The 24904-nt window shown below is 66.8% G+C and carries 23 protein-coding genes and 1 rRNA gene; 11 read left to right on the top strand and 13 right to left on the bottom strand.

Annotated features, from left to right (window positions below; genetic code table 11):
• Positions 1–6: 6 nt before the first annotated feature.
• The gene (locus E3T43_RS08825; protein WP_241978890.1) at positions 7–456 is read right to left on the bottom strand and encodes a hypothetical protein; all 450 of its coding nucleotides are present in this window, start codon (positions 454–456) and stop codon (positions 7–9) included.
• Between the two features lie 192 nt (positions 457–648).
• Between E3T43_RS08825 and E3T43_RS08820 the strand changes: the two genes are divergently transcribed.
• Positions 649–897, top strand: a complete 249-nt coding sequence (locus E3T43_RS08820) for a WhiB family transcriptional regulator (RefSeq protein ID WP_035837005.1) — start codon at positions 649–651, stop codon at positions 895–897.
• Positions 898–1099: 202 nt separating this feature from the next.
• Here E3T43_RS08820 and E3T43_RS08815 read toward each other — a convergent pair whose 3' ends face one another.
• Complete coding sequence (locus E3T43_RS08815) at positions 1100–2593, bottom strand: sensor histidine kinase (protein WP_134467244.1); 1494 nt, start codon at positions 2591–2593, stop codon at positions 1100–1102.
• Between the two features lie 79 nt (positions 2594–2672).
• On the opposite strand from E3T43_RS08815, the gene E3T43_RS08810 reads away from it, so the two are divergent.
• Positions 2673–3137 (top strand): hypothetical protein, encoded by a 465-nt coding sequence (locus tag E3T43_RS08810; RefSeq protein ID WP_134472184.1) that lies wholly within the window; start codon positions 2673–2675, stop codon positions 3135–3137.
• Positions 3137–4882: a DUF5671 domain-containing protein gene (locus tag E3T43_RS08805; RefSeq protein WP_241978889.1), complete on the top strand. Its 1746-nt coding sequence runs from the start codon at positions 3137–3139 to the stop codon at positions 4880–4882. Before E3T43_RS08810 ends, E3T43_RS08805 begins: the two co-directional genes overlap by 1 nt.
• A 34-nt stretch (positions 4883–4916) precedes the next feature.
• Here E3T43_RS08805 and E3T43_RS08800 read toward each other — a convergent pair whose 3' ends face one another.
• From E3T43_RS08800 to E3T43_RS08790, 3 genes are all read right to left on the bottom strand, one after another.
• The gene (locus tag E3T43_RS08800; RefSeq protein WP_134441772.1) at positions 4917–6179 is read right to left on the bottom strand and encodes a regulator; all 1263 of its coding nucleotides are present in this window, start codon (positions 6177–6179) and stop codon (positions 4917–4919) included.
• On the bottom strand, positions 6179–6808 hold the full coding sequence (locus E3T43_RS08795; protein WP_134472182.1) for a hypothetical protein: 630 nt from the start codon (positions 6806–6808) through the stop codon (positions 6179–6181). Before E3T43_RS08795 ends, E3T43_RS08800 begins: the two co-directional genes overlap by 1 nt.
• An 83-nt stretch (positions 6809–6891) precedes the next feature.
• A complete protein-coding gene (locus E3T43_RS08790; RefSeq protein WP_092451347.1) occupies positions 6892–7491 on the bottom strand; it encodes a hypothetical protein in 600 nt (199 codons plus the stop codon).
• Between the two features lie 130 nt (positions 7492–7621).
• Here E3T43_RS08790 and E3T43_RS08785 point away from each other — a divergent pair, with 130 nt between their 5' ends.
• The gene (locus E3T43_RS08785; RefSeq protein ID WP_092451349.1) at positions 7622–8062 is read left to right on the top strand and encodes an Rv3235 family protein; all 441 of its coding nucleotides are present in this window, start codon (positions 7622–7624) and stop codon (positions 8060–8062) included.
• A gap of 31 nt (positions 8063–8093) precedes the next feature.
• Here E3T43_RS08785 and secA read toward each other — a convergent pair whose 3' ends face one another.
• The 6 genes from secA to mtrA form a co-directional block, all read right to left on the bottom strand.
• Positions 8094–10901, bottom strand: a complete 2808-nt coding sequence (secA, locus tag E3T43_RS08780) for a preprotein translocase subunit SecA (RefSeq protein ID WP_134472180.1) — start codon at positions 10899–10901, stop codon at positions 8094–8096.
• A gap of 140 nt (positions 10902–11041) precedes the next feature.
• A complete protein-coding gene (gene hpf, locus E3T43_RS08775) occupies positions 11042–11746 on the bottom strand; it encodes a ribosome hibernation-promoting factor, HPF/YfiA family (protein WP_134472178.1) in 705 nt (234 codons plus the stop codon).
• A 122-nt stretch (positions 11747–11868) separates the two neighbouring features.
• A complete protein-coding gene (locus E3T43_RS08770) occupies positions 11869–12591 on the bottom strand; it encodes a ComF family protein (protein WP_134472176.1) in 723 nt (240 codons plus the stop codon).
• A 107-nt stretch (positions 12592–12698) separates the two neighbouring features.
• Complete coding sequence (locus tag E3T43_RS08765; RefSeq protein WP_134472174.1) at positions 12699–14411, bottom strand: LpqB family beta-propeller domain-containing protein; 1713 nt, start codon at positions 14409–14411, stop codon at positions 12699–12701.
• Positions 14404–16041 carry an MtrAB system histidine kinase MtrB gene (gene mtrB / locus E3T43_RS08760; RefSeq protein ID WP_134472172.1) on the bottom strand — a complete coding sequence of 546 codons (1638 nt, stop codon included), beginning with the start codon at positions 16039–16041 and terminating at the stop codon, positions 14404–14406. Before mtrB ends, E3T43_RS08765 begins: the two co-directional genes overlap by 8 nt.
• 45 nt (positions 16042–16086) lie before the next feature.
• On the bottom strand, positions 16087–16767 hold the full coding sequence (gene mtrA / locus E3T43_RS08755) for an MtrAB system response regulator MtrA (protein WP_134441789.1): 681 nt from the start codon (positions 16765–16767) through the stop codon (positions 16087–16089).
• A gap of 151 nt (positions 16768–16918) precedes the next feature.
• Between mtrA and E3T43_RS08750 the strand changes: the two genes are divergently transcribed.
• Genes E3T43_RS08750 through E3T43_RS08730 form a run of 5 tightly spaced genes read left to right on the top strand, consistent with a single transcriptional unit; the run spans position 16919 to position 22233 of the window.
• On the top strand, positions 16919–18043 hold the full coding sequence (locus tag E3T43_RS08750; protein WP_166791283.1) for a hypothetical protein: 1125 nt from the start codon (positions 16919–16921) through the stop codon (positions 18041–18043).
• Positions 18040–18699, top strand: coding sequence for a DUF4129 domain-containing protein (locus tag E3T43_RS08745; protein WP_134472168.1), 660 nt, complete (start codon positions 18040–18042; stop codon positions 18697–18699). The genes E3T43_RS08750 and E3T43_RS08745 overlap by 4 nt, the downstream gene beginning before the upstream one ends.
• Positions 18696–19931 (top strand): DUF4350 domain-containing protein, encoded by a 1236-nt coding sequence (locus E3T43_RS08740; protein WP_134472166.1) that lies wholly within the window; start codon positions 18696–18698, stop codon positions 19929–19931. The genes E3T43_RS08745 and E3T43_RS08740 overlap by 4 nt, the downstream gene beginning before the upstream one ends.
• Entirely contained in the window at positions 19928–20923 is a 996-nt protein-coding gene (locus E3T43_RS08735) for a MoxR family ATPase (RefSeq protein WP_134441792.1), read from the top strand. The genes E3T43_RS08740 and E3T43_RS08735 overlap by 4 nt, the downstream gene beginning before the upstream one ends.
• Positions 20924–20925: 2 nt before the next feature.
• Complete coding sequence (locus tag E3T43_RS08730; protein ID WP_134472164.1) at positions 20926–22233, top strand: DUF58 domain-containing protein; 1308 nt, start codon at positions 20926–20928, stop codon at positions 22231–22233.
• A gap of 1 nt (position 22234) precedes the next feature.
• On the opposite strand, the gene E3T43_RS08725 is transcribed toward E3T43_RS08730, so the two are convergent.
• Positions 22235–23230 (bottom strand): stage II sporulation protein M, encoded by a 996-nt coding sequence (locus tag E3T43_RS08725; protein ID WP_134472162.1) that lies wholly within the window; start codon positions 23228–23230, stop codon positions 22235–22237.
• Between the two features lie 17 nt (positions 23231–23247).
• Between E3T43_RS08725 and E3T43_RS08720 the strand changes: the two genes are divergently transcribed.
• Both E3T43_RS08720 and E3T43_RS08715 read left to right on the top strand, forming a co-directional pair.
• The gene (locus E3T43_RS08720) at positions 23248–24108 is read left to right on the top strand and encodes an RDD family protein (RefSeq protein WP_134472160.1); all 861 of its coding nucleotides are present in this window, start codon (positions 23248–23250) and stop codon (positions 24106–24108) included.
• A 174-nt stretch (positions 24109–24282) separates the two neighbouring features.
• Positions 24283–24474, top strand: coding sequence for a hypothetical protein (locus E3T43_RS08715; protein WP_134472158.1), 192 nt, complete (start codon positions 24283–24285; stop codon positions 24472–24474).
• A 182-nt stretch (positions 24475–24656) separates the two neighbouring features.
• On the opposite strand, the gene rrf is transcribed toward E3T43_RS08715, so the two are convergent.
• A 5S ribosomal RNA gene (rrf, locus tag E3T43_RS08710) occupies positions 24657–24773 on the bottom strand.
• Between the last annotated feature and the right edge of the window lie 131 nt (positions 24774–24904).

The raw sequence follows: 24904 nt of genomic DNA, 5'->3' as shown, positions 1-24904 counted from the left end.
CCGTGGTCAGTCGGCGTCCGGCTTCGGTTCGTGACTGGTCGCGGCGACGACCTTCGGAGTGAAGACCAGCACGAGCACCACGATCGAGGGGGCGAGCAGCGCCCAGCCGACGTCGGGGCGGGCGTAGATGCCCTGGAAGCAACCGACGGCGATCATGATCTGTACGAGCTGCCAGGTGACCGCGGCTCCGCGAATCCACGGGCGCCCGCGCAGGGCACCGACCGTGATTGCGCTCACCCACACGGCCGCGACGGCCGTCAGTGCCAGCAGGGCGAGCGCGCCACCCATCGAGGTCGGTGTATCGATGAGCAGTTCGAGCACCCACCAGGCCGTGAGCGCCCACAGTGCGAGCGCCTCCAGAGCTACGAGCCCTACAAGCACACCCAGCAGGGGGGCGCGACGAAGCGCCCGGAGGTCGATCCGAGCTGGGCGCCGCGCACCAGAGTCGCTGTTCACAGCGAAAAGCCATACAAAACTATTGATTTGATACCTCTATTATGGGACGATATTTGAGGCCCGGTTGACGCTCACAGGGACGTGAGCTGTTTCAACGCGGTTATCGCGCAGATCCCACTTTCCTGCAACCGGCCATCACCCTGCAACTCTGGCCAATCGGCCGTGCACCCATGTAATAAAAGGAGCATCCCTATGGACTGGCGCGATAAAGCTGCCTGCCTCACCGCTGACCCGGAACTTTTCTTTCCGGTCGGTAACACTGGACCCGCTGTGGACCAGATCGAGAAGGCAAAATCGGTGTGCGCTCGCTGCAACGTCACGGAGGTCTGCCTCCAGTACGCACTCGAGACCGGTCAGGACTCTGGGGTCTGGGGCGGCCTGAGCGAGGACGAGCGGCGTGCGCTCAAGCGTCGCGCCGCACGCGCCCGCCGCGCTTCCTAGCAAAGCCGGCACCGCTACAGAACGCGAGCCTACGGCCGTCCGGTATTCCCGGAGGCCGCGGGCTCGTTTTTTTGTGCTCTGCGCGCAGCCGGGCCGCGCGACCGCGCGGAATCGGCATCCGCTCGCCGGGCCCACCTTATGTCCCTGGGCCCAGTTTCTAACCTGGGCCCAGGGACGGGGCCCGGGCCCCGTCCCGAAAGGGCTAGGACTCCTGCATGAAGCGGAGGGGGATCTCGATCGTGACCTCGGTGCCGCTGCCCATCATGGTGTGCCAGTCGATGGTGCCGCCGAGCTCGCCCTGAATGAGCGTGCGCACGATCTGGGTGCCGAGCCCCGAACCGACTTTACCTTCCGGTAATCCGGCACCGGTGTCTCGCACCATGACGGTCAGCGTCTCCTCGCTGCGCTGCGCCTCGATCGACACCTCACCCTCGCGCCCGGCGAGGCCGTGCTCCACCGCATTGGTGACCAGTTCGGTCAAAACCAGCGCGAGCGGCGTCGCATAGGCGCTGGGCAGGGTGCCGAAGCTACCCGACGACTTGGGATGCACGGTCGTATTGTGAGCGGATGCGACCTCCACCGTGAGCAGCAGCACCCGCTCGAAAACGGCGTCGAAGTCGACGATCTGGCTGAGTCCCTCGGACAGGGTGTCGTGCACGACGGCGATCGCAGCGACCCGCCGCATCGCCTGGGTCAGCGCCTCGCGCGCCCGGTCGGACTGGGTACGCCGTGCCTGGATCCGCAGCAGCGAGGCGACGGTCTGCAGGTTGTTCTTGACCCGGTGGTGAATCTCCCGGATGGTGGCATCCTTGGTGATCAGCTCACGTTCCTGGTGCCGCAGTTCGGTAACGTCTCGCGACAACACGATCGCGCCGACGCGTTCGCCGCGGTTGCGAATGGGAATCGCCCGGAGCGACACCGTCACGCCGCGCGCTTCAATGTCGGTGCGCCACGGTGCCCGCCCGGTGACCACCAGGGGCAGCGACTCGTCCACGACGGCGGTGCCGGTGAGCAGGCCGGTCGTCACCTCGGCGAGCGATTCCCCCTCGAGTTCCTCGATGAAACCCATGCGGTTAAACGCCGAGAGCGCGTTGGGGCTGGCAAAGGTGGTCAGTCCGTCGACATCGAGCCGGAGCAGCCCGTCGGAGGCGCGTGGCGCGCCGCGGCGCGGACCGGTCGGAGCGCCGAGGTCGGGAAAGTCCCCGGACGCGATCATGGCGAACAGATCGTTGGCGCAGTCGTTGAAGGTCAGCTCCTGGCGTCCCGGCGTGCGTGCCTCGCTCAGGTTGCTGTGGCAGGTCAGCACCGCCACCGGGGCATCCGTTACCGCAGCACCGGTCGTGCTCAGCCGGCGCAGCACCGGGATAGCCCGCACCCGGGTCGGCGTCTCCTCATACCAGTCGGGAGCGGTGGCGTCGACGATCCTGGCGGTCTCGAACGCCTCGGTAACCTGATTGCGCCACTCGACCTTGATCTGCTGCCCGACGAAGTCGCGATAGAACAGCGTGGCGGCACTCGACGGCCGGGCATGCGCGACGGCGACGAAGCTGCCAGACTGCGCCGGAACCCATACGACAATATCGGCGAAAGCGAGGTCGGCCAGCAGCTGGCCGTCGGCAACGAGCATGTGCAGCCAGTCCACGTCTTCCGCGCTGCTGCGGCCCTGGGCAAGAACGAGATCACTGAGAGTCGACACGATCACTAGCCTAGATCCCCGCGCGCTCCCCCCGGCACCCGCTGTGGTGATGCCACACCATTGGGTCCATGATGAGAACATGCACACAACGGCGGGCACTAAAGATCGCACCTTGATCGTCATCCTCGGCACTATCGCCGCCCTGGTGCTCGTCGCCCTCGTGGTGGTCTTCACCCGCGGCGCACCGGCACCGTTCGACCCACGCACCCCGGAAGGCGTGGTGCAGGCCTATTCTGCGGCCGTCATCGCCGGTGACGAAGATGCGGCCGAAAAGCTGCTCACCGCAGAGGCCTTGGTGGGCTGTGGGCCCGTCGAACACGGTCCAACCAACAGCCTTCGCGTCGTACTAGTGTCAACGACGGTTCGCCCCAAATCAGCCGATGTCGTCGTGTCCCTGGTCACGTCCTACGACGACGGCCCGTTCGGCGCCTCCGAGTATGAGTTCGAGAGCAATTTCGACCTGGTCAGGGCGGACGGTGCCTGGCTGATCGAGACAGCTCCCTGGGAGCTCTCCATCTGCCCGAACCCGACGGTAACGAAGTAATGTCCATCGTGGTTCTCCTCGTCCTCGTCGCCGTGCTGGGCGTGGGCATGACCGGCATCGTCATCGCTGTGCGCCGATCTCCTGGACAGCCCGCTAGCACATCAACGCCGACAGCACGCCGAGTGGTCGTGTACATCCTGTTGTTCGCGCTCGTGGTCATCGCCGCAATCGGCCTGAGCGGCCTCCTGGGGCGCGCCTTCGATACCGGCACCAACCTGGCCGGTATCGATGTGACCGGACTCGCGCGGTCCCTCGCCTTCACCCTGATCGCCGGTCCGTTCGCCGCGCTGCTCTGGTGGGTGTTGTGGCGGCGGATGGCGAGCGCGGAGCGGGCGTCGATCTCCTGGGGGCTCTACCTGGCCGGCCTGCAGACGGTCGCGCTCGTGACCGCGGCTTCTGCCCTGCTCGGGACCCTGGCGGCACTGGTGCGGGGCGACTGGCAGCCGCGCACCCTCGCGGTCGCGCTGATCTGGACGCTGGTATGGGCCTGGCACCGGTGGATGTCCCGACACCCGTCCAAGAGTCCCCTGCAGTTGACGAGCGTCGCGCCCATTCTGAGCGCGATTTTCGGCTTGCTGATCGGAGCGGTGGGGGCGGTGACCGCGCTCGCATCCCTGGTCAATGCGGCCGTCGACGCGCTCCAGTCCTCGATCGTCATCGGCGATCCCTGGTGGCGGCTGGCCCTGCAGGCAGGCGTCTGGTTTCTCGGCGGCACCCTGATCTGGTGGTGGCAGTGGATGCGGGAGCGCGCCCGGCTCGTGCGCGGTGTGCTGGCCGATCTCACCCTCGTCGTCCTGGGGATCGCGGCCGCCGCTGCCGCGTCGCTGGTGGGAACGGGCACGGTGCTGTTCGTGCTGCTGCGGCTGGCCTTTGCCCGGGAGCATCCGCTGGACGATATTCTCGATCCGCTCGGCACCGCCTTGGCGACCGCTCTGGTCGGCGCTCTGGTCTGGGCCTACCACCACGGTCTGCTGCGGCAGCGAGCGCTGCCGACCCGGCTGGCCGCCACCCTCGTCGTTTCCGGTTTCGGTCTGGTGGCTGCGGCTACCGGGCTGGGAATCATCGTCAATGCCCTGCTGTCCGGCCTGGCGCCGGTCGTGGTCGGGTCGGACACGCGCTCCCTGTTGCTCGGCGGGCTTAGCGCCGCAATCGTGGGTGGCCCGGTCTGGTGGGCCGCCTGGAAGCCGCTGCGCCCGGTCGATCCGGTGTCCGCCCAGGTGACGGGCCGCCGGGTCTACCTCATTCTCATCTTCGGGATCAGCGCGATCGTGGCCATTATCACCCTGCTCGTGATCGGCTACCGCATCTTCGAATTCGTCCTCGACGACCTGAGCCGACAGAGCCTGCTCGACCGGGTGCGAGCACCGTTGGGGCTGCTCGTCGCCACCGGCCTCGCCGCCGGCTACCACTTCTCGGTCTGGCGGAGGGACCGCGCTGCGCTGGCTGAGGCTGGGCTGCCCGGCCGTGCCATCCACCGGGTCATTCTGGTCACGGCCGGCGACCCGACCGCGACCCGCGACCTCATCGCCGAGCTGACCGGCGCCGCCGTCACGGTCTGGCAGCGTGCGGCCTCCCCCGACGGCGCTGCACCGATCGACGCTGCACCGATCGACGCTGCACCTCGCGACGACGTCCTGCCATCGGCCGAGCGCCTCGGCCTGGCCTTGGCCGGGGTCACCGGAGCACGCGTGCTCGTCGTCGTGGGCGTCGGCGGCAGCGTCGACGTCATCCCGCTGCAGAACTGACCAGCGCAGGCCTGATCGATCAGTACGGGTCAGATCAGATCGCCGGGGCGGCCTTGCGGCCAGGCCAGCGCACTCGCCGCGGCACCCGCTCGGTTTGGCCGACCGCAACGACGATCAGCTCATCGAGCACAAATCGACGGATGCTGACGCGCGCCGGGGATTTCGGCGCCCCGTCCCGCAGGGTATGGCCGGTCAGTACGGCGGTATCGAGCGCGACCTGGTCGTGCGGCACCAGAACGGCTGAGTCGATGTTGCCGAGCAGCTTGAGGGTTCTCAGGACCTGCCCACGCGGATTGAGCCCCAGGGCGCTCGCCCGCACCTGATTGATCACAACACTCACGGCACGGCCGGTCGTGACCTCGGCGAGGTCCACCCAGGACCGCAAAAACCGCGCCATGCCGATCGGGTCGGCCAGTCCGCAGGCGACGACGTGGTCGGCCATCCGCAGCGCGGTCACCGTGGCCGCGTTGCGGCGCGGTGCCAACAGATCGCTGCTCAATTCCTCGTCGCTCTCCAGATTGAATCCGGTGTCCAGCACCACGTAATCCACCCAGTGTCGCAGCGCATCGATCGTGCGGGTGACCCGCTCGGTCGACAGTTCCGGCCAGCGAGACGGCCGGCCGAGACCGGTCAACACCCAGAAGGCGCCCTTCGGGGAGTTGTAGCGCTGGGCGATGCGCTCGAGTTCTGACCGGTTCAGGCTGTCGCTGCCGGCCAGGCGGCAGGCGGCGGCAAAGCCGGGAGCCTCGTCGAGCATGCCGAGCCGCGGCGCGATCGACGCGCCGTAGGTGTCGACGTCGGCCAGCACCACGGTGTGGCCGGCCGCGGCAATTTCGGCTGCAATGTTAATGGCGAGCGTGGTGCGCCCGGGCGCCCCGGACGGGCCCCACACCGCAATGACGGAGCCGGCACTCAGCGCGCCGCCGGTGAAGTGCCGATCCCCGACGCGCAGCGGCACCACAACGCCCGAGACGAGCAGGTCTTCGATCTCCGCCCAGTCACAGGGCAGGGCCACGGTTTCGTACAGGCCGAGCGAGCCGGCGTGCCGACGTTCCTGTTCCGATGCGGCGATGGCGACGACCCGGATGCCCCGCTCATCGCAGGCGGCGATCAGCTGGCCGGTCAGAGACTCCCGCCGACCACTGACCACGACGACGTGCGGCTGCCCGTGCGACAGCGATTCCAGAAAATCCCGAGCGGTATCCACGCGCGTCACCACACTGTGCCCGCACTCGATGATGTCGGCCAGCATGCGCTGCTCGGTCGTTCGGTCCAGCACGAGCGCGATCCGGGCCATCAGGGAACCACGGGGGTATTGACCGGCACGATCGCGAGGGCATCACCGTTCATGATCGCTTCGAGCACGTCGGCGACGTTCGCCTTGGGTACGAGCAATTCCACGGATTGACCATTGTCTGCGGCGATAATGCCGGTCGGGATCACGATCCGCACCACGACAGCCTGCGCCACGAGAATCGTCGGCGGCGCGTATTCGCCCGGCCCGGTCGCCCGCGCCGACCAGATGTCCACCACCGAACCGGACAGGACCCTGGCTGCCAACCGGCCGGGAACGTCTACGACGACACTCGTCGTCAGCTCTCCGGCTGATGCTCCGACCGCGGAGCGCGCCACGAGTTCCCCGGCCAGGATGGTCTGGGTGACCAGCAAGCCCGGCACGACCGTGGGCGACAGATAGAGGTCGGCGGCTCCGCCCAGCCGCACCCGGGTTTCAACGAGGTCGGTCTTCGTGAGGCGATCGCCGACGGTGAGCGTGTGGCGTGCGGTGTAGACCGCCGTGGTGCGGTCACTGCCGACGACGATCGCACTCACGCCGGCAATCGACGCGGCCACGAGCACGAGGCCGATGACGAATCGGGGGTCCACCCAGAAGCGGCGGCGCGTACGTGTGGAACCGGGTGACATCATCCGCTACCTCGCTTGTTTGGAAGGATTCGCTCTTATCGTGGCCCACTGTGCCACCCGGTGAAAAAGTTCTCCACAGGGCAGCGTCATTTCAGCCGGATGACATGGATCTGCCAGATCGGCACGATGCGGTAGTGAGCGATTTCGGGGCCACGGCGCAACGTTCCGAGCGGATGCACCGCCAGATCAATGTGGTCGCGCGCCACCCGGTCGATGGTTCCGGCCACCACACCGGCCCGGGTGTCCAACTCCACGGCGCGCCGGCGACGGCACAGGTTGCGCAGGACGAACGGCAGTCCAACCCGTTCGATTCCCCGACCGGTCGCTGCCGATTCCACGGCCAACGACGCCCTGATCTGTTCCTCGTCGAGCAAGACTGCGGCGATGGCCGCGAGCGGGACCACGCACTGGCCGCGAGCGCTCTCGGAATCGAGCAGGTCGGCCGCAAGCCAGTCCCGGCCCAGCGCGGTAGGACGCAGGGCGAGCGTTTGGCCCGACACGAGCACCACGCGCAGCCGCAGGGCGCTGCCGAGGCTCGCGGACCGCACCACGTTGCTCAGCCGGGTGCGCAGGGAGAGCTTCTCCAGACGCTCCCGTTCCTCGTGCAGGCACAGGTCAGCGACCTCGGCCTGCAGCTCGTAGTCGAGCTGCCCTTCCAGGTCGTCAAACAAATCATCCCAGCGCACACACCGAAAGTAGCCGAACCTGGGCGTTCTCGCTCACGTTGTCCACAGGCTCTTTAAGCCCTCGACAGTGCCGGAACAATGCTGCTTAGGTTTCCGCCATTGCAGCTCGTGCTCGACCTCAGGAGGCATCATGCCGTCACCCGGTAGCAGCGAATCGAATGCGCAGGCCCTTCGGCGGGAGCGAATCGAAGACGACGAGTTCTTCGGTCCTCAGCCCAGCACCCTGGCGGAGCTCCCCGATCCGGAACCGCTGCTTCGGGCCCTGGCGATCTGCGCCTTCGAGGTCATCGCCGGAGTCCGACAGATTGAACACCTTGCGAGCTGGGTAACCGACGACGTCTATGCCCATCTGCGCGTTCGAGCGTCGATCGCGGCGCGCGCGCGCGCCGTCACCGGCCAGGTTGCTGACCGCCCCCGGCTCGCCATCGGCCACGTCACCCAGGTGAAGCGCGACGCTGGAGGCCTGGACGCCGTCGTCGTCGTGTTCGAGCGGCACCGGAGCTATGCGGTCGCGATCTGTTTGGAGGGGATGGACCGGCGGTGGCGGGCCTCGGTCCTGGTCGTGCTGTAAAGCACGGCCAAAACCGAGGGCGCCCGAAACGCTACGTTGTTTTCTTACCCTGCGAGCGACGCTCCGCCCGGTTCACGGGGGCAGCACCCTCGGTTTTCTGACCGAAAGCTCCACGCTGGGGCGGTCCGGCCGGCTCGGTCGGCTCGTCGTCGCTCGCTGCGACGGTGGCCGTGCGTCTGGCTCGATCGGTAGCGGCCTGCTGAATCTGACCGCGCTGGTTGCGCACCTCGACTCCACCCGAGTCGCTCGGGGCGGTGTAGCTGAGCTTCTCCTCGGGGGAATCGGCCGGGGACAGCCCCTTGGCTGCGACGACCGGTCCGGCGACGGCTCCGGCTCCAGCCGTCACCTCGACGTCGAGGTTGAACAGGAACCCGACCGTTTCTTCGCGAATCTGTCCCATCATCTGCTGGAACATGGCGAAGCCTTCACGCTGGTACTCGACCAGAGGGTCGCGCTGAGCCATCGCGCGCAGACCGATGCCGTCCTTCAGGTAATCCATCTCGTACAGGTGGTCGCGCCAGCGTCGATCGATGACCGACAGCACCACGCGGCGTTCGAGCTCGCGCATGGCCGGAGAACCGAGGGACTCTTCCCGGCGGGTGTAGGCCAGCTTGGCGTCGGAGAGAATCTCGCGGCGCATGAAGTCGCGGTTGATCTTGCCCTTGTCGCCGGCCTCTGATACGACCTCGTCGATGGTCAGTCCCACCGGGTAGAGCGTCTTGAGCTCGGTCCACATGGCATCGAAGTCCCAGTCGTCGCCGTTGCCTTCGCCGGCGTGCACGTCGAGCACCTCGTCGATGACGTTGGTGAGGAAGGTCTGGGTGCGCTCGTGCAGGTCGTCGCCCTCAAGGATGTGCCGGCGGTCGCCGTAGATCGCCTCGCGCTGGCGGTTGAGTACGTCGTCATACTTGAGCACGTTCTTGCGAATCTCGGCGTTGCGACCCTCGACCTGCGACTGGGCGCTGCGAATGGCCCGGCTGACGACCTTAGACTCGATCGCCATATCGTCGGGCACCCCCTGGCGCCCCATCAGTGCTTCGGCGGCGCCGGCGTTGAACAGGCGCATGAGGTCGTCGGTGAGGGAGAGGTAGAAGCGGCTTTCGCCCGGGTCGCCCTGGCGACCGCTGCGTCCGCGCAGCTGGTTGTCGATGCGACGGGACTCGTGCCGTTCGGTGCCGAGCACGTACAGGCCACCGGCGGCGATGACCTTGTCGGCCTCTTCCGCCACGTCGGCCTTTACCGCGGTGAAGACGTCATCCCAGGCGAGTTCATACTCGTCGGGGGTCTCAATCGGGCTGAGACCCTTCGCGTTCATCTCGGCGACGGCGATGAACTCGGCGTTGCCGCCGAGCATCACGTCGGTACCACGACCGGCCATGTTGGTGGCCACGGTCACCGAACCGAGGCGACCGGCCTGCGCGACGATCGCGGCCTCGCGGGCGTGGTTCTTGGCGTTGAGCACCTCGTGCCGCACGCCCTTCTTAGCGAGCAGACGCGACAGGTATTCGCTCTTTTCAACGCTCGTGGTGCCGACCAGAACTGGCTGCCCGGCCGCATGGCGTTCGACGATGTCCTCGACGACCTGACGAAACTTGGACTCTTCGTTCTTGTAGATCAGATCGGACTGGTCGAGGCGCTTCATCGGCTTGTTGGTGGGGATGGCCACCACGCCGAGCTTGTAGGTGCTCATGAACTCGGCGGCCTCGGTCTCGGCTGTTCCGGTCATGCCGGAGATCTTGGAGTAGAGGCGGAAGTAGTTCTGCAGGGTGACCGTGGCCAGGGTCTGGTTCTCGGCCTTGACCGCGACACCCTCCTTGGCTTCGATGGCCTGGTGGATGCCCTCGTTGTAGCGACGGCCCATCAGGATTCGGCCGGTGTGCTCATCCACGATGAGTACCTCGCCGTTCATCACGACGTAGTCCTTGTCCTTCTTGAACAGGGCGTTCGCCTTGATCGCGTTGTTCAGGAACGAGATCAGCGGGGTGTTGGCCGATTCGTACAGGTTGTCGATGCCGAGGTAATCCTCCACCTTTTCAATGCCGGGTTCGAGCACACCGATGGTGCGCTTCTTCTCGTCGACCTCGAAATCTTCGTCGGGGACCAGGCGCTTGGCCAGGCTGGCGAACTCGTTGAACCAGCGGTTGGCTTCACCGGAAGCGGGTCCGGAGATGATCAGGGGGGTGCGTGCCTCGTCGATGAGAATCGAGTCGACCTCGTCGACGATGGCGAAGTAGTGACCGCGCTGCACCATGTCGCTGGACTGCCAGGCCATATTGTCGCGCAGGTAGTCGAAACCGAATTCATTGTTGGTGCCGTAGGTGATGTCGGCGGCATACATTTCCCGACGCGCAGCCGGAGTCTGGCCGGAGATGATGCATCCGGTCGTCATACCGAGGGCGCGGAAGACGCGGCCCATGAGCTCGCTCTGGTAGCTCGCGAGGTAGTCGTTGACCGTGATGACGTGCACACCGCGGCTGCTGATCGCATTGAGATAGGCGGCGGTGGTGGCGACCAGGGTCTTGCCCTCACCGGTCTTCATCTCGGCGATGTTTCCGAGGTGCAGTGCTGCCCCGCCCATCAGCTGTACGTCGAAGTGACGCAACCCGAGCGTGCGGGTGCTCGCCTCGCGCACTGCGGCGAACGCCTCAGGGAGCAGGTCATCGAGCGATTCGCCGTTGGAGTACCGTTCCCGCAGGGTGACGGTCTCATTTTTGAGCTCCTCGTCGGTGAGCTCGTGGAAGTCCTCTTCCAGCGCGTTGATGGCTTTCGCGTAGTTTTCCAGGCGGCGCAGAACGCGGCCTTCACCAACACGAAGAACCTTTTCAAGAATTGACGCCACGAATGTACTCCACTAGTCAAACGGTGCAGACACGCGCTGCGGAAGCTCGATTGAACCGCTCCCGCAGCGCCTGCCTGCGCCTCTCGTCTGGCAGATGCCAGAGCGCCGACCTGGTCGGCAACTAAGGCAATGCTAGTTGGTCAGTTGGCACGCCCGCTGGCAACGGGCACAGCCTCGTGCAACTCCCTGACGGCACTATCGAGTTCGATGACTCCATAGTCCCAGCCCTTGCGGCGGTAGACCACGCTCGGACGCTTGGTTTCGATATCCTGGAACAGGTAGAAGTCGTGCCCGACCAGCTCCATGAAGTAGAGCGCATCGTCGACCGACATGGGCGCAGCGGCGAAGACCTTGCGACGGATGACGACGGGGCAGTACTCGTCCTCGTCCGCGACGGCGGGGGCATCCGCTTGCACGATGGGAATCGCGCCGGTGCGCACCCGCTCGAGCGTTTCGGGGTTGGCCGGCGTGATGTCGATGACGCTGAACCCGACCGCGGATGCCTCGTGCAGCGAGGTGGGGCGGTGGGCTCCACCGCGGTGCACCTTCTTGCGGTCCTTGGCGCGGCGAACACGCTCGAGTAAACGGCCGAGCGCCACGTCGAAAGCAGCGTACTTGTCGGATCCGTCCGCTTCGGCCCGAACGAGCGGACCCTTACCGATCAGGGTGAGTTCAACCCGGTCGTTGCCGACGGCTGCACCGTTCTTCTCGTGGTGACGGCTGACCTTGATTTCGAGTGCGAGGGCCTTATCCGCGAGGAGTGCGATTTTCTCGGCCTTCTCCGTCGCGTAATCCCGGAAGCGATCAGTGATCCCAAGGTTGCGTCCGACGATGTTAGTTTCCATGACGACCTCCAGTTTGGCGGACCGCCCTCAAACCGGGCGATCATTGCGCGCCTTTGACTCCACCGTAGCCGGGGCGATGGGATAAGTCACAGTATTTGTTAACCAGTTTGTGCGACGGGTCGTTATCGCGGCAGCAGACGCCGTGTTTCCGCCAGTGTGGCCAGGCCAACGACGGTGCCGCCCGCAGCGAACACGGCACGGCGCGCCTCGAGGAGCGTGGCGCCGGTGGTCACGATGTCGTCGACCAGGATTACAGCGACTCCGTTGAGTGGATGTCGGGCCATGAGGCTGTGGTCTTTGTTCGCGGCGCGCTCAGTACGGCCCAGACCGACCTGGTCGCTGACCACGCCGCGTTGGGCGAGCAACGGGGCCGGGTGGAGGCCAGCGCGATGCAGCAGTGCATCGACCGGGTGGTAGCCGCGGGCCCGCCAGGCCCGGCGTGAGGAGGGGATGGTCACGAGCTCGATTCCGGCCGGGCCCGGCGCGACCCGGCTGAGTGCGGGCAGGCTCGGCGCGGGCAGGCTCGGCGCGGGCAGGCTCGGTGCGGCGGCGAGCGCGGCCACGATGGCTGCTCGCAGCGGTGCGGCCAGCGCCGCGGCGGCATCCGTTCGCCCGTTGTCTTTGTAGGCAGCGATCACGTGGCGAGCCACACCCTCGTAGGTGAGCGCCGACCAGATGCGCACGTCGTCGCGGGTGACCGGGTGCACGGCCGGGAGCAGCGCCAGCCGGCAGGCCGCGCACAGGGCACGGTCAGCGGCTCCACAGCCGCTGCAGGAGGTGGGCAGCAGCGCCGCCCAGGCGTCCAGTGCCGCAGCGGTCAGGTGGTCACGCAGCCGGTGGCTCATGGCGCCAGTGTGCCCGATGCTGCGGTGCGGATGGGAGCGAGCGGGCGGGTGGCGGACGGCCGCGCCCGGCGCCGCCGGTGGAGGAGTCGGCCGGCTTCAGCGCGCGCTCAGCGGCCGAGACCCTGCTGGGTGGCGAGCAGCGTCACGTCGTCGATGCGGGCCTGCCAGCCCGCTCCGCGTTGCACCTCGAGGCTACCGATGTCGGTGAGCGCACGCAGGTCGCGCACCGAGTTGCTGCCGACGATGAACCGGCTGCTCGCGGGCGACTCCAGGGTGGAGCTGACGCCACCGAGCTGTTGCGTGACGATGCGGGACTCTCCGCTCGGCAGGGCACTGAGCGAGGCGACGGTCAATTCGTCGATCCAGGTCGCATCGAGGCCGACCCCTCCGCCTCCGGCCAGCAGTACCGGCGGTCCGATGCCGGTGGGAACCGACCCATCACGAATGATCGACGCGACCACGAATCGGGTTTCGGATCCGGTGCCGAGCAGGGCGATCAGACGGGAGCCGTCGCGGGAGATTTTCAGGGCGGTAATCGACGTCGCCTCCGGCCAGGGTGTTGGCAACACTGTCGCTTCCCCCGTTGGGCTGTAGACGACCAGCGCGCTCGGGTCGTTCGACGGCACCGACCAGACGAAGCCGTCGTTGTCGCTGGACGGCGCGAGCAGGCCCGAGCGAGAATCAAGCAGCTCGGGGTCGTCGCCGGCGCGCACGACGTAGACTCCGTCGGCGGCGAGAACCGCGGCTGTTCCCTGGCCGGACGAGAGCGTCACCGCGGTGGGGGCCAGCTGGGCGATGGTCGCCGACAGCCCGTCGAGCGGGGTGATGCTTTGCCCGGTCGCGGCGAGAAAGCCGAATTCACCGCCGCGCAAGACGAGCGCGCGGGCGTCGACGCGCGGGTCCACCGTGGGAGCCCCCGACTGCAGGTCGTCGATGGACTGGGAGTTCTGGTCGATCGTGATGTCAACGGACAGGCCAGCTGGCAGGCTGGCCACGAGCTGCGCCTTCATGCGCTGCAGGGTTTGCCGATCGGCGTTGAGCGCCTCGCTGTTCAGATCGACCATGGCCTGGCGCCCCACAACCTGTACGGCGTCAGCGGTGAGTTTGGACCCGGCCGGGAACGCTGTGGCGACCGCGCCATCCAGCCAGGCGCTCGGCCCGCCGAGCACGGCGTTGACCAGTTTGGTGGGGGCGGATGCTCCGCGCGGAAACCAGCGCAGGTCCGGCACCAGATAGCGAAACCCTGGGTCGTAGAAGTACACCGGCTGAGCGCTGAACACATCGTTGAAGGTGTTTTCGTCAATGACGGTGCCGTTGGGGGCCGCACTAATGCGCCACTGGTCACCGACCTTCGCAAATTCGTAGCGCAACGGAACCGGGGTGGCGTCGACCTCGCGGTATTCGCCGGACACGTCCACCTCGGCGATCGGCGTGATGGCCACGAGCGTTGTGCCCTCGTCGACGACCGTCAGTGTGCGCCCGGAGCCATTGTCGACCGTGACTCCGACAGTGGGGTCCCAGACGGAACCGAACTGCGGAACGAGAAATTGGCGAGCGATATCGTAGTTGTTCTCCGGGCTCGAGGAAGCATCGATGAACCCGCGCAGAATGGAATCCGTTGATGCGTCCTTCTGCGGCAGCGCCGGGAGAAAAACCGGAGCCGGATTGGCGTCGGGGACGAGGTCCGTTCCGGCGTGCACCACTCCGTCGCGGGGAATGCCGGTGCAGCCGCCCAGGCCGACGGCCAGCGCGATAGCGACGAGCCCGGCCGGTACAACGCGGCCGACCCAGCCGCGCCACGGTGAATGGTGGTTATGCATGCGGGCCTCCGCCCAGAACGGGCACGTGCCCGGACTCGCCGAGCTGGTCCGTGGCGTCGGCGGGTGGCAGCGGAAGGGGCGAGGATTCGAGCAGGCCCTGGGCGGTGCGGGGCAGGGTCAGCCGAAAGCAGGAACCCTCGCCGGGACGGGACCAGACCTGCAGCCATCCGTTGTGCACGCTCGCGTCTTCCCGGGAGATCGCCAGCCCCAGGCCGGTGCCGCCGATCGTGCGCTGACGGGACGGGTCAGCGCGCCAGAACCGGTCGAAGACGTGCGCGACTTCGGCCTGGCTCATGCCCAGGCCGTAATCGCGCACGGCGAGCGCGACCGCCTTCGCGTCGCTGTCGACCGACACCACGACCGGTTTGCCCTCACCGTGCTCGATAGCGTTGCCGATGAGGTTGTGCAGCACCCGACGGATGCGTCGCGGATCGACGTCGGCGTTGAGGTACCCGCCCGGCGCCACCAGCCGTAGGTCGCTGCCCTTGGACTCGGCCAGGGATCGCAGGCTGTCGATGGCGTCCTCGGCGAGATAAACCAGGTTCGTCGGTTCGCTCTCCAGCTCAACAGAGCCGGCGTCGTAGCGGCTGATTTCGAGCAGGTCGCTCAGCAGCAGCTCAAACCGCTCCACCTGGGTGTGCAGCAGCTCGGCCGTGCGCCCGGTCGCCGGCGGAAAACTCGCCCGCTGGTCGTAGAGCACATCACCGGCCAAGCGGATGGTCGTCAGCGGCGTGCGCAGTTCGTGCGAGACATCCGAGACAAAACGTTGTTGCACCTCGGACAGGTCGGCGAGTTCACGAATCTGACTTTGCAGGCTGTCGGCCATTCCGTTGAATGATCGCGCGAGCGTGGCGATGACGTCTTCGCCCTTCTCCGGGATGCGCACCATGAGGTCGCCGGAGGCCAGTTTCTGGCTGGTTTCGGCGGCGACCCGCAGCGGTGTGACGACGAAACGAACGACAATCCAGGTCACGGCCCCGATCAGCAGCACGAGGGCGACACCGGCGACGCCGAGCGTCTGCTGCACGAAGAGCAGCGTCGCTTCGGCGTCTTGCAGGCTGTACGCGATGTAGAGCTCGTAGCGGCCCGCGACCGGAACGGTGATCTGCGACCCCACGACGATGCCGGGGACGGTCGCGGTCTCGCCAGTCAGAGTGACCGATTGCCAGAATTGCTCACCGTTGTTGCCCTGGACCTGGGTGCGCAGGTCGGCGCCGATCACCCCGGTGGACTGCCCGAACGTCGAGGAGTCCTGCGGCGCAACGGTCGACGATTCCTGGCCGGGCACGCGAAGCACGGCGACCAGCCGGCTCGATGACGTCGTGGAGATGGAGGTTCGAGCGGAACTGAGCAGGTTCTGGACCTGAACCCGGTCCGTGGCATCCGAGGCATCAAACAGGCTCTGCGCGGCGCTCGTCGCCCGGTTGGAATCGAGCAGCACCTGGCTGAGGCGGGACTGAAACAGGTCATTGCCGATGCTGACCGACATATAAACGCCGACGACGAGGATGGCCAGCCCGGAGAAGGCGACCGAAATGGTCACCGTACGAAACTGCAGGGAGGATCGCCACGACGAACGCAGCAGACGCGGCCAGTTGCGCGGTCTGCTCCAATAGGTCAGTTGCGGCATGGGGAGCCCCACCGGTTCTGCTGTTGCCTGACGTTCATGGTGGGGCTAGCTGACGACACCGGCACGGTAGCCGACGCCGCGCACCGTCATGACAATTTTCGGATTGTCCGGATCGTGCTCGACCTTGGCGCGCAGTCGTTGCACGTGCACGTTCACCAGCCGGGTGTCAGCCTTGTAGTGGTAACCCCAGACCTGCTCCAGCAGCATCTCCCGGGTGAACACCTGTTGCGGTTTGGAGGCGAGGGCCAGCAGCAGGTCGAATTCGAGCGGGGTGAGGTTGATCGAAGCATCGCCGCGGGTGACTTCATGGCCGACCGCGTTCACGACGAGGTCGCCGATGTGCAGGCTAAGCGCACCGTCGACGGCCGGCGGACGCAGGCGGGTGCGGATGCGGGCGACGAGTTCCTTGGGATTGAACGGCTTGACCATGTAGTCGTCGGCACCGGATTCGAGCCCCTTGACCACATCAGTGGTGTCGGAGCGGGCCGTGAGCATGATGATGGGCACGCCGGATTCGGCCCGGATCAGGCGGCAGACTTCGATGCCGTCGAGGCCGGGCAGCATGAGGTCGAGCAGCACCAGGTCGGGCTTCTCGGTGCGAAAAATGTCGAGGGCGAGTGATCCGTCGGCGCAGTAGCCCGGGGTGAAGCCTTCGCCCTGCAAAACGATACCGATCATCTCGGACAGGGCGGTGTCGTCATCGACAACCAAAATGCGTGCGGTCATGGGTCTCTTTCCAGAACAAGGTCAGGTGTGTTCTGATGGTGCGCGGGGCAGATTGCCCGATGAGTAGGGCAAAGTCTGGCATAAGAGTAGCCGAGACCGCTGACAGAGTGGTCGCGCGGGCGTTTCTTCGAGCGACCTGTGCCAGCATGGAATGGTGACCGACCACTGGCAAGCCCCCGACTCCCCGGTTCCGCCCCAATACGGGGAGTTTGCCACGCCGACACCCGCCTACCAGGGCCCCCGTCCGGGGCAGGGCTGGGCGCCGCCGCCCAAGCCCGGGTTGATCCCGCTGCGACCGATCGGTCTCGGCACCCTGCTCGGGGCATCCTTTCAGGTGTTGCGTCGAAACCCCAAGGCGACGTTCGGCAGCGGCCTGATCATTCAGGCGGCCATCATGCTGGTCACCGTGCTGGTTGTCGGCCTGGTCACGCTGTGGGCGTTCGACCGGATCGACAGCGCCCCACTCGACCAGCAGGACGCCGTCGCGGCCGGCTCAGTGCTGACCGGCGTCCTCTCGGCCATTATTCCGCTGGCCCTGACCGTGATCGCCTCGGCACTGTTGCAGGCCATCATTGTGGTCGAGGTGGCCCGCGCGACCCTCGGCGAAAAACAGCGACTCAGCGCTCTGTGGCGGCGAGCGGCGACCCGCCTCTGGCCACTGGCGCTGTGGACCCTCCTCATTACCGGCGCGCTGCTGCTCGGCGTCGCCGTGGTTGCCGGCATCGTCGTGCTGCTGGTCGCCGTCGGCGGTGTCGCGGGCATCGTCGCCGGGGTTCTGGTCGGCGTCTTTGGCGGGCTGCTGCTCGCTGCGGCGAGCTTCTACTTCTATACCAAGACCAGTGTGGTGCCGAGCCTGATCGTGCTCGAAAATTTGGGCGTGCGGGCATCCGTTATTCGGTCATGGTCGCTCACTCGCGGCTATTTCTGGCGCACGCTCGGCGTGCTGCTGCTGGTCACCCTGATCGTGCAGGTCATCAGCCAGGTCGTCAGCCTTCCCGTCTCGCTCGTACTCGGCTTCGGAACCGTGCTGGTCGACCCCAACGGTGCCTTTGCCTTTGAATCGTCGATCGTGACGCTCGTGGTCACCTTGATCGTTGCCATCCCCATTGCGGCCGTGGCCGCGGTCGTGCAGTCGGCGGCCGTCGCGCTGATTTACCTCGACCTGCGCATGCGCAAAGAGGGCCTCGATTTGGAACTCGCACGCTACGTGGAGTCGGCGGCGCAGGGCTTCGACGTGCCGGACCCCTATCTGGTCACCGGGCACCCGGCGCCATGACCGTGGCCGTGGTGCTGCTCATCGGCGCGGTCGGTGTCCCGGTTGATCCCGACGCACCGGATGCCCGCAGCTGGCTGCGCGAGGAACTCGCCAAGGCACAGTACACCGCGGCCAGGCCGACCTGGTTCGATCGGGTCGCGCAGACTTTTCTGGACTGGCTGCAGTCGCTGACGTTGCCGTCCGGTGGCGGCGCCAACTGGCTGCCGGTGCTCGCGACCGTGGTCGTGATCGCGGCGATCGTGGCCAGCTGGCTGGTGTTCGGGGCTCCGAAACTGGCTCTCCGGCGGCGGATCAGCAGCGAATTGTTCGGCGCCGTCGACCAGCGCAGCAGCGCCGAGATGCGCACGGCGGCCTCTCGAGCTGCCAGCGTGGGCGACTGGAGCCTCGCCTGTGAAGAGATTTTTCGCGCCGTGGCCCGCGGTCTCGCGGAGCGCACCGTGCTGACGGTCACCCCCGGCACGACCGCGCACGATTTCGCAGCGCGGGCCGGGCTGGCATTCCCCCAGTCCGGCGCTGCCCTCTCGAGCGCCGCTGACATTTTCGACCGCGTGCGCTACCTCGAGCAGGCCGGCACGGAGGCGGAGTATCGCGCCCTCACGGAGCTGGACGCCGAGCTCGGCGCGGCATCGCCCGCGCCGCTGGCTGGAGTGCTGTGAGCGCGCCCGTGATCGTTGGTGAAACGGATGTCGCCACTCCGACCCTGCGCGCCCAGCTGCGCCGTTCCTCATTCTGGATCATCGCCGGTGCCGGCATCATCGTGGTCGCGATCGTCGCCGTGCTCGTGTCGGGCGGCGCCAACGTCGCCGGCCGCGCGCTGGCCGGGGACAACCCCGCTCCGGCCGGTTCGATGGCCCTGGTCGAGGTGCTGCGCCAGCAGGGCGTCACCGTGACACTGGCCGATTCCCTGGCCGAGGTGCGAAGCCTGGCCGAAACGGATTCAACCGTTCTGCTCTACGACGAAAACAGCTATCTGGTCGATTCCCAGCTGGCCCAGCTGACCCGGCTGGCCGCGCGCACCGTTGTCGTGGCGCCGGACTTTCTCACCCTGCAGTCGCTCGCTCCGACCGTCGGTTTCGGCGGGGTGTCCGGCGCGGGATCTCTCGTCGCCGACTGCGCCCTACCGGCCGCTAACCGCGCCGAAGAGCTGATTCCCGGCGGCGACACGCTGTCCCTTCCGGTCGATTCCCTGCTGATGGGCTGTTTTCCGAGCGGCGACAACACATTCTCGATGGTCGCCAACGACCGAACCACACTGGTCGCCGACCTGCGGGTGTTCAACAACGAGAACGTGGCCGGCTACGGCAACGCGGCGCTGGCCCTCGGCCTGCTCGGCCAGAGTGACTCCCTGATCTGGTACCTGCCGACGCTCGCCGACCTGCCCCGCACCGGGCCGCCCTCGCTCGCCGCGCTGACGCCCGGCTGGGTGACCCCGGTGCTGCTGCTGCTCGGGCTGACCGCCGTGGCCGCCGCGTTCTGGCGGGGACGGCGATTTGGGCCGCTCGTGGCCGAGAACCTGCCGGTCACGGTGAAGGCGAGCGAGACCATGGAGGGTCGCGCCCGGCTCTATGCCCGCGGCAATGCCCGGCTGCGCGCCCTCGATGCGCTCCGAATCGGGGCGGTGCAGCGACTCGCCAGCACCGTCGGGCTCGGGCATCTCGCCGCGTTGGAGGAGATCATGCTCACCGTTGCCGGGATCACCGGGCGCACCCCGGCCGAGGTACGCAGTGTACTGGTCGAGGCTGTTCCCACCAGCGATGCCCAACTTCTGGCATTGTCGGACGCGCTGCAGGCTCTGGAACGCGCGGCCAGCCGGGCCGTCGCTGCGGGAGTGGCGGCATCCGTTTCACAACAGTCTTTAACCGATCCAGCCGAAAGAATGGAACCATGACGATTCCCACCACGCCTACCCAACTTCCGGTCGCCGATGAGGCAGCAGCCCTGCGCGCGTCGCTCAACCGGGTGCGCGCCGAGGTCGGCAAGGCCGTCGTCGGCCAGGACGGCGCGGTGACCGGGCTGATCATCGCCCTGCTCGCCCGCGGCCATGTGCTGCTCGAGGGCGTGCCGGGGGTGGCCAAGACGCTGCTCGTGCGCACGCTCAGCCAGGCGCTGAGCCTCGATACCAAGCGCATCCAGTTCACGCCCGACCTGATGCCGGGCGATGTGACCGGGTCGCTCATCTATGACGCACGGGCCGGCGAGTTCGAGTTTCGGCGGGGGCCGGTGTTCACAAACATCATGCTCGCCGACGAAATCAACCGCACGCCGCCGAAGACCCAGTCGGCACTGCTCGAAGCGATGGAGGAACGTCAGGTCAGCGTCGACGGCGAGTCGCTGGGGCTGCCGGAGCCGTTCATCGTGGCGGCGACCATGAACCCGATCGAGTACGAGGGCACGTACACGCTGCCCGAGGCCCAGCTCGACCGGTTTCTGCTCAAACTCGTGCTCGACGTGCCGCAGCGCACCGAGGAGATCGAGGTGCTGCGGCGCCACGCGGCCGGATTCAACCCGCGCGATCTGGCCGGTGCCGGCGTCACGGCGGTGCTGGGTGCGGCGGAACTCGCGGCGGCGCAGGCTGCGGTTTCTCGGGTCGGTTCGAGCGCGGATGTGCTCGCCTACCTCGTCGACCTGGCCCGCGCCACGCGCGTGAGCCCCTCGGTCAAACTCGGCGTGAGCCCGCGCGGAACGACCGCGTTGCTCGCGGCGGCCAAGGCGTGGGCCTGGCTGAGCGGGTATGACGCGATCACGCCCGATCACGTGCAGGCGATGGTGTTGCCGGTCTGGCGGCACCGCGTGCAGCTTCGACCCGAGGCCGAACTCGAGGGCGTCTCGGTCGATGCGATACTGCGCGGCGTGCTGCAGCAGGTTCAGGTTCCGATCTAACGATGACGATCAGCGGACGGTTCGTTGCACTCGTCGCTCTCGGCGTGGTGCCCATCGTGCTGCTCGGAAACACGGCGCCGGTCGCTTTCGGGCTGCTTTCAGCCTGGCTGCTGCTGGTGCTCGTGCTCGGCGGCATCGACCTCGCTCTCGCCGCCTCGCCGCGCGCACTGACCGTCGAACGGATGCTGCCCGCCCGCGTACGACTCGGCGAATCGGTCACGAGCGGGCTCTACCTCAGCAATTCCGGCCGTCGACGCCTGGTCGGCGTTGTGCGCGACGCCTGGCAACCGTCGGCGGGTGCCAGCACCAACCGCACCCCGATCGAAATTCCGCCGGGAGAACGGCGCCTCGTCTCGCTCGTGCTCACGCCCTTTCGCCGGGGCGAACGTCGAACCCTGCAGGTGACGGTGCGCTCCCGCGGCCCGCTGGGTCTCTGGAACCGTCAGGTGACCCTGAACGCGCCCGGGCGCATCCGGGTCCTACCGCCGTTTCACGCTCGCAAACACCTGCCGTCCCGCATCACCCGGCTGAAGGAGCTCGACGGGCGTACCAGCGTGATGCTGCGCGGGCCGGGCACCGAATTCGACAGTCTGCGTGAATACGTGCGCGGTAACGACGTGCGCTCGATCGACTGGCGCGCCACCGCCCGGCGGAACGATGTGATGGTGCGCACCTGGCGGCCGGAACGGGATCGCCGCGTGGTCATTGTGCTCGACACCGGCCGCACCTCGGCGGCCCGGGTGAGCGACGAACCACGGCTGGACACCGCGTTCGAGGCCGCGCTGCTGCTCGCCGCCCTCGCCTCGGTCGCTGGCGACCGGGTGGACTTTCTCGCCTTCGACCGGCGGGTGCGCGGTCGGGTGCAGGGCGCCAGCGGGGCCGCGCTGCTGGCGCAGATGGTCGATTCCATGGCCCTGATCGACCCGGAACTGATCGAAATGGACTGGGCGGCCGTTCCCGCCCAGGTGCGCTCAATCACGAGCCAGCATGCCCTGATCGTGCTGCTGACCTCGATCGACGCTGCCGGCGCCTCGACCGGGCTGCTCTCGGTGCTGCCCCAGCTGACCAAACGGCACACGGTTGTGGTGGCATCCGTTCTCGACCCGGTCACCGTTCTCGCGGCCGGTGAGCGCGGTGGCCGCGACGAGATTTACCGGGCTGCGGCAGCTGAGCGGGCCCTGCTCGACGTGGCCCGCGTGTCGGCCGCGATCCGTCAGCTGGGAGCGGATGTCGTCACCGACTCCCCCGCGCAGCTTCCGCCGGCCCTGGCCGACCGGTACATCGCGCTGAAGGCCGCCGGGCGGCTCTAACTCAGGCGCTGTAGATTCGGGTGCTTCCGGCTTCGAATTCGCCGAGGTCGCCGGTCTCGCCGGCCCGGAAGGCACGGCCACCGACGACGATCATGTACGCCAGAAAGGCACCCAGAGCGACTGCTCCGATGCCGATCTTGACCGGCCACGGCCACGGCTGCGAGGTGACGAAGCCCTCAATAATGCCGGACACCAGCAGCACGAAAACCAGACCAATGGCCACCGTGAACAGCGCCCGCCCGTCTTCGGCGAGGGCTTGCCCGCGGGTGCGTGCGCCGGGAGCGATCCAGGCCCAGAAGATCAGTAGCCCACCGGCCGCCGCCACAAAAATCGCGGTGAGCTCAAGCAGACCGTGCGGAGCGATATACAGAAAGAACACGTCACCCTTGTCATAGGCGAACATCACGGCCGCCGTGGTCCCGAGGTTCATCGCGTTCTGCAGAATAATGAACGGCACGTACACTCCGACGATGCCGAAAGCGATGCATTGCGCAGCGATCCAGGCGTTGTTGGTCCAGACCATCCCGGTGAACGATGCCGCCGGGTTCGCCGAGTAATACCCCACGAAATCCTCATTCGCGATCTGCGCGAGTTGGGCATCCGTTCCCAGGTTGGCCAGCACCTGCGGATCGTTGAACGCCCACACGGCGTAAAGCGCGGCAACCGCGAACGTCACGACGGCAACGGCGAGGGTGAGCCAGCGCAGCCGGTACAGGGCCGCGGGAAGCTGAGCCAGGAAGAACCGGGGAATCTGCGCCAAAACATTGGCACTCACGCCGGTGAACCTCAGCCGCGCCCGCGACAGACCGACCGATAGCCGATCCCCCTCGAGGGTCGACCCGGCGGTGGACTTGATGGCGGAGAGTTGGGTGGCTCCAGCCTGATACCGCTCGATCAGCTCGTCCGCCTGGGCACCGGTCAGACGCCGACTGGCCCCGAGCTCGGTCAGGCGGTCCCAGTCTGCGCGATGCGCTGCCGTGTATGCGTCGAGATCCATCTGGTTCAATAGTAGACATGAAGGAGACCGCGCGTCCGTCTGATCGTGCCGAACATGACGACTTGGCGCGCGATGACGAGCTCGTGACCGGCGAGGCGGTTGCGCTCGACGTGCGGCCGGCCAGCGTCATTCTGCGCGCTGCCGGCTCGATCATCGACACGATCGCCTACGCAGCCCTGTATTTGCTCATTCTGCTGGCTTTCTTTGTGACCTTCGGGGACAGCGCCGACCCGGCGCTCACCCAGGCGGTCGTGATCGCCGCGCTGGTCTTCTCTATTCTGGTCGTGCCCGTGCTGGTCGAAACTCTCACACAGGGCCGTTCGCTCGGCAAACTCGCCATTGGCGCCCGCATTGTGCGCGACGACGGCGGAGCGATCTCACTGCGGCACGCCTTCATCCGTTCCCTCACCGGCGTGCTTGAGATTGTGATGACCGTCGGCGGACTGGCCGCAACCGTGGCCCTCCTCAATGGCCGCTCCAAGCGCCTTGGCGACCTGCTCGCCGGCACCTACAGCCAGCACGAGCGCGTGCCGCGCAACCGCGAGGTCGTGCGACCGCTCCCCTCAGAACTCCTGGTCTGGTCCCAGACCGTCGACGTCGCCCGGCTGCCCGACCGCCTGTCCCGCCGCGTCGCCCAATACCTGCGCCAGTCTCCACACCTCACTCCGCTCACGCGCGAGCACCTGGCTCAATCCCTGGCCGCCGAGGTCACTCCGTTCGTCTCGCCATTGCCTGAATCTTCCGCCGAGTACCTTCTCGCTGGAGTCGCCGCAGTGCGCCGCGAACGCGAGTACACCGCGCTCCTCCTCGAACGTGAGCGTCTCGCCCGCCTGGCCCCGGTCTTGACCGGCCTCCCCCACGGCTTCCCCAACCGCTAGAGAACCACAGTGGCTGGTTTTCGCAGGCCGCCTCGCGTTGGTCGATGGCGGTTTCGACAAGCTCGACCAACGGATGAGTGCGAGCGGGAACATGCTCGCTGCGACGTGACACACGTGGGCGGCGCGTCGGGTATGGAGACCTCGCTGCGTTAAACGCACTACTGGGGGCTCCAGGTGTTCCTGACCGAACCGGTATTCGGCACGGCGATGCCACCGATTCTTTATGTCTCTATCAACGGCGCCGTGATCATCGGAGCGGGGGCCGTGAAGCTCCTCGCACTGGTCATGGCCATGCCCGCCGCAGACGAGTGGATCGGCGAGACGGTCGCCATCCTCGCGCCGATTGGGCGCGTCGCAGCTGGATAAGCGCAGGAGATCCGCATCAGCGAAAAGCAACGGGCCACCCGCGTGGACGACTAGTCCCGGCAACGCACGTTAACGCAAAAAGGCCACCCTTGGGTGGCTCGTTAACGTAAAAAAAGGCCACCCTTTCGGGTGGCCTTTTTGTTTGNCCCTTTCGGGTGGCCTCTTTGTTTTTTCTAAGTTAAGTCCGGCGGTGTCTTACTCTCCCACAGGGTCCCCCCTGCAGTACCATCAGCGCTGAGAGTCTTAGCTTCCGGGTTCGGAATGTGACCGGGCGTTTCCCTCTCGCTATAGCCGCCGAAACATCTTGTGATGAACCACACCGAAGTGTGATCGTCAAGTCGTTTCGAACAATTATCGCTTCGCCACCCAAACACTCTGAGTGAACTATTCAATTATGTTACGTATTCCAATACTCTACAGTACTGGTGCT

Origin of the sequence: Cryobacterium sp. Hh7 (assembly GCF_004403155.1) — a bacterium.
Lineage (GTDB): Bacteria > Actinomycetota > Actinomycetes > Actinomycetales > Microbacteriaceae > Cryobacterium > Cryobacterium levicorallinum.
This window is presented reverse-complemented; position numbering and strand designations above follow the sequence as displayed.

What these genes read in the sequence shown, in the direction of transcription:
- E3T43_RS08820 (WP_035837005.1), top strand. Translation starts at nt 649, where the DNA reads ATGGACTGGCGCGATAAAGCTGCCTGCCTCACCGCTGACCCGGAACTT.
- E3T43_RS08810 (WP_134472184.1), top strand. Translation starts at nt 2,673, where the DNA reads ATGCACACAACGGCGGGCACTAAAGATCGCACCTTGATCGTCATCCTC.
- E3T43_RS08805 (WP_241978889.1), top strand. Translation starts at nt 3,137, where the DNA reads ATGTCCATCGTGGTTCTCCTCGTCCTCGTCGCCGTGCTGGGCGTGGGC.
- E3T43_RS08800 (WP_134441772.1), bottom strand. Translation starts at nt 6,179, where the DNA reads ATGGCCCGGATCGCGCTCGTGCTGGACCGAACGACCGAGCAGCGCATG.
- E3T43_RS08795 (WP_134472182.1), bottom strand. Translation starts at nt 6,808, where the DNA reads ATGATGTCACCCGGTTCCACACGTACGCGCCGCCGCTTCTGGGTGGAC.
- E3T43_RS08785 (WP_092451349.1), top strand. Translation starts at nt 7,622, where the DNA reads ATGCCGTCACCCGGTAGCAGCGAATCGAATGCGCAGGCCCTTCGGCGG.
- hpf (WP_134472178.1), bottom strand. Translation starts at nt 11,746, where the DNA reads ATGGAAACTAACATCGTCGGACGCAACCTTGGGATCACTGATCGCTTC.
- E3T43_RS08770 (WP_134472176.1), bottom strand. Translation starts at nt 12,591, where the DNA reads ATGAGCCACCGGCTGCGTGACCACCTGACCGCTGCGGCACTGGACGCC.
- E3T43_RS08765 (WP_134472174.1), bottom strand. Translation starts at nt 14,411, where the DNA reads ATGCATAACCACCATTCACCGTGGCGCGGCTGGGTCGGCCGCGTTGTA.
- mtrB (WP_134472172.1), bottom strand. Translation starts at nt 16,041, where the DNA reads ATGCCGCAACTGACCTATTGGAGCAGACCGCGCAACTGGCCGCGTCTG.
- mtrA (WP_134441789.1), bottom strand. Translation starts at nt 16,767, where the DNA reads ATGACCGCACGCATTTTGGTTGTCGATGACGACACCGCCCTGTCCGAG.
- E3T43_RS08750 (WP_166791283.1), top strand. Translation starts at nt 16,919, where the DNA reads ATGGTGACCGACCACTGGCAAGCCCCCGACTCCCCGGTTCCGCCCCAA.
- E3T43_RS08745 (WP_134472168.1), top strand. Translation starts at nt 18,040, where the DNA reads ATGACCGTGGCCGTGGTGCTGCTCATCGGCGCGGTCGGTGTCCCGGTT.
- E3T43_RS08735 (WP_134441792.1), top strand. Translation starts at nt 19,928, where the DNA reads ATGACGATTCCCACCACGCCTACCCAACTTCCGGTCGCCGATGAGGCA.
- E3T43_RS08730 (WP_134472164.1), top strand. Translation starts at nt 20,926, where the DNA reads ATGACGATCAGCGGACGGTTCGTTGCACTCGTCGCTCTCGGCGTGGTG.
- E3T43_RS08725 (WP_134472162.1), bottom strand. Translation starts at nt 23,230, where the DNA reads ATGGATCTCGACGCATACACGGCAGCGCATCGCGCAGACTGGGACCGC.
- E3T43_RS08720 (WP_134472160.1), top strand. Translation starts at nt 23,248, where the DNA reads ATGAAGGAGACCGCGCGTCCGTCTGATCGTGCCGAACATGACGACTTG.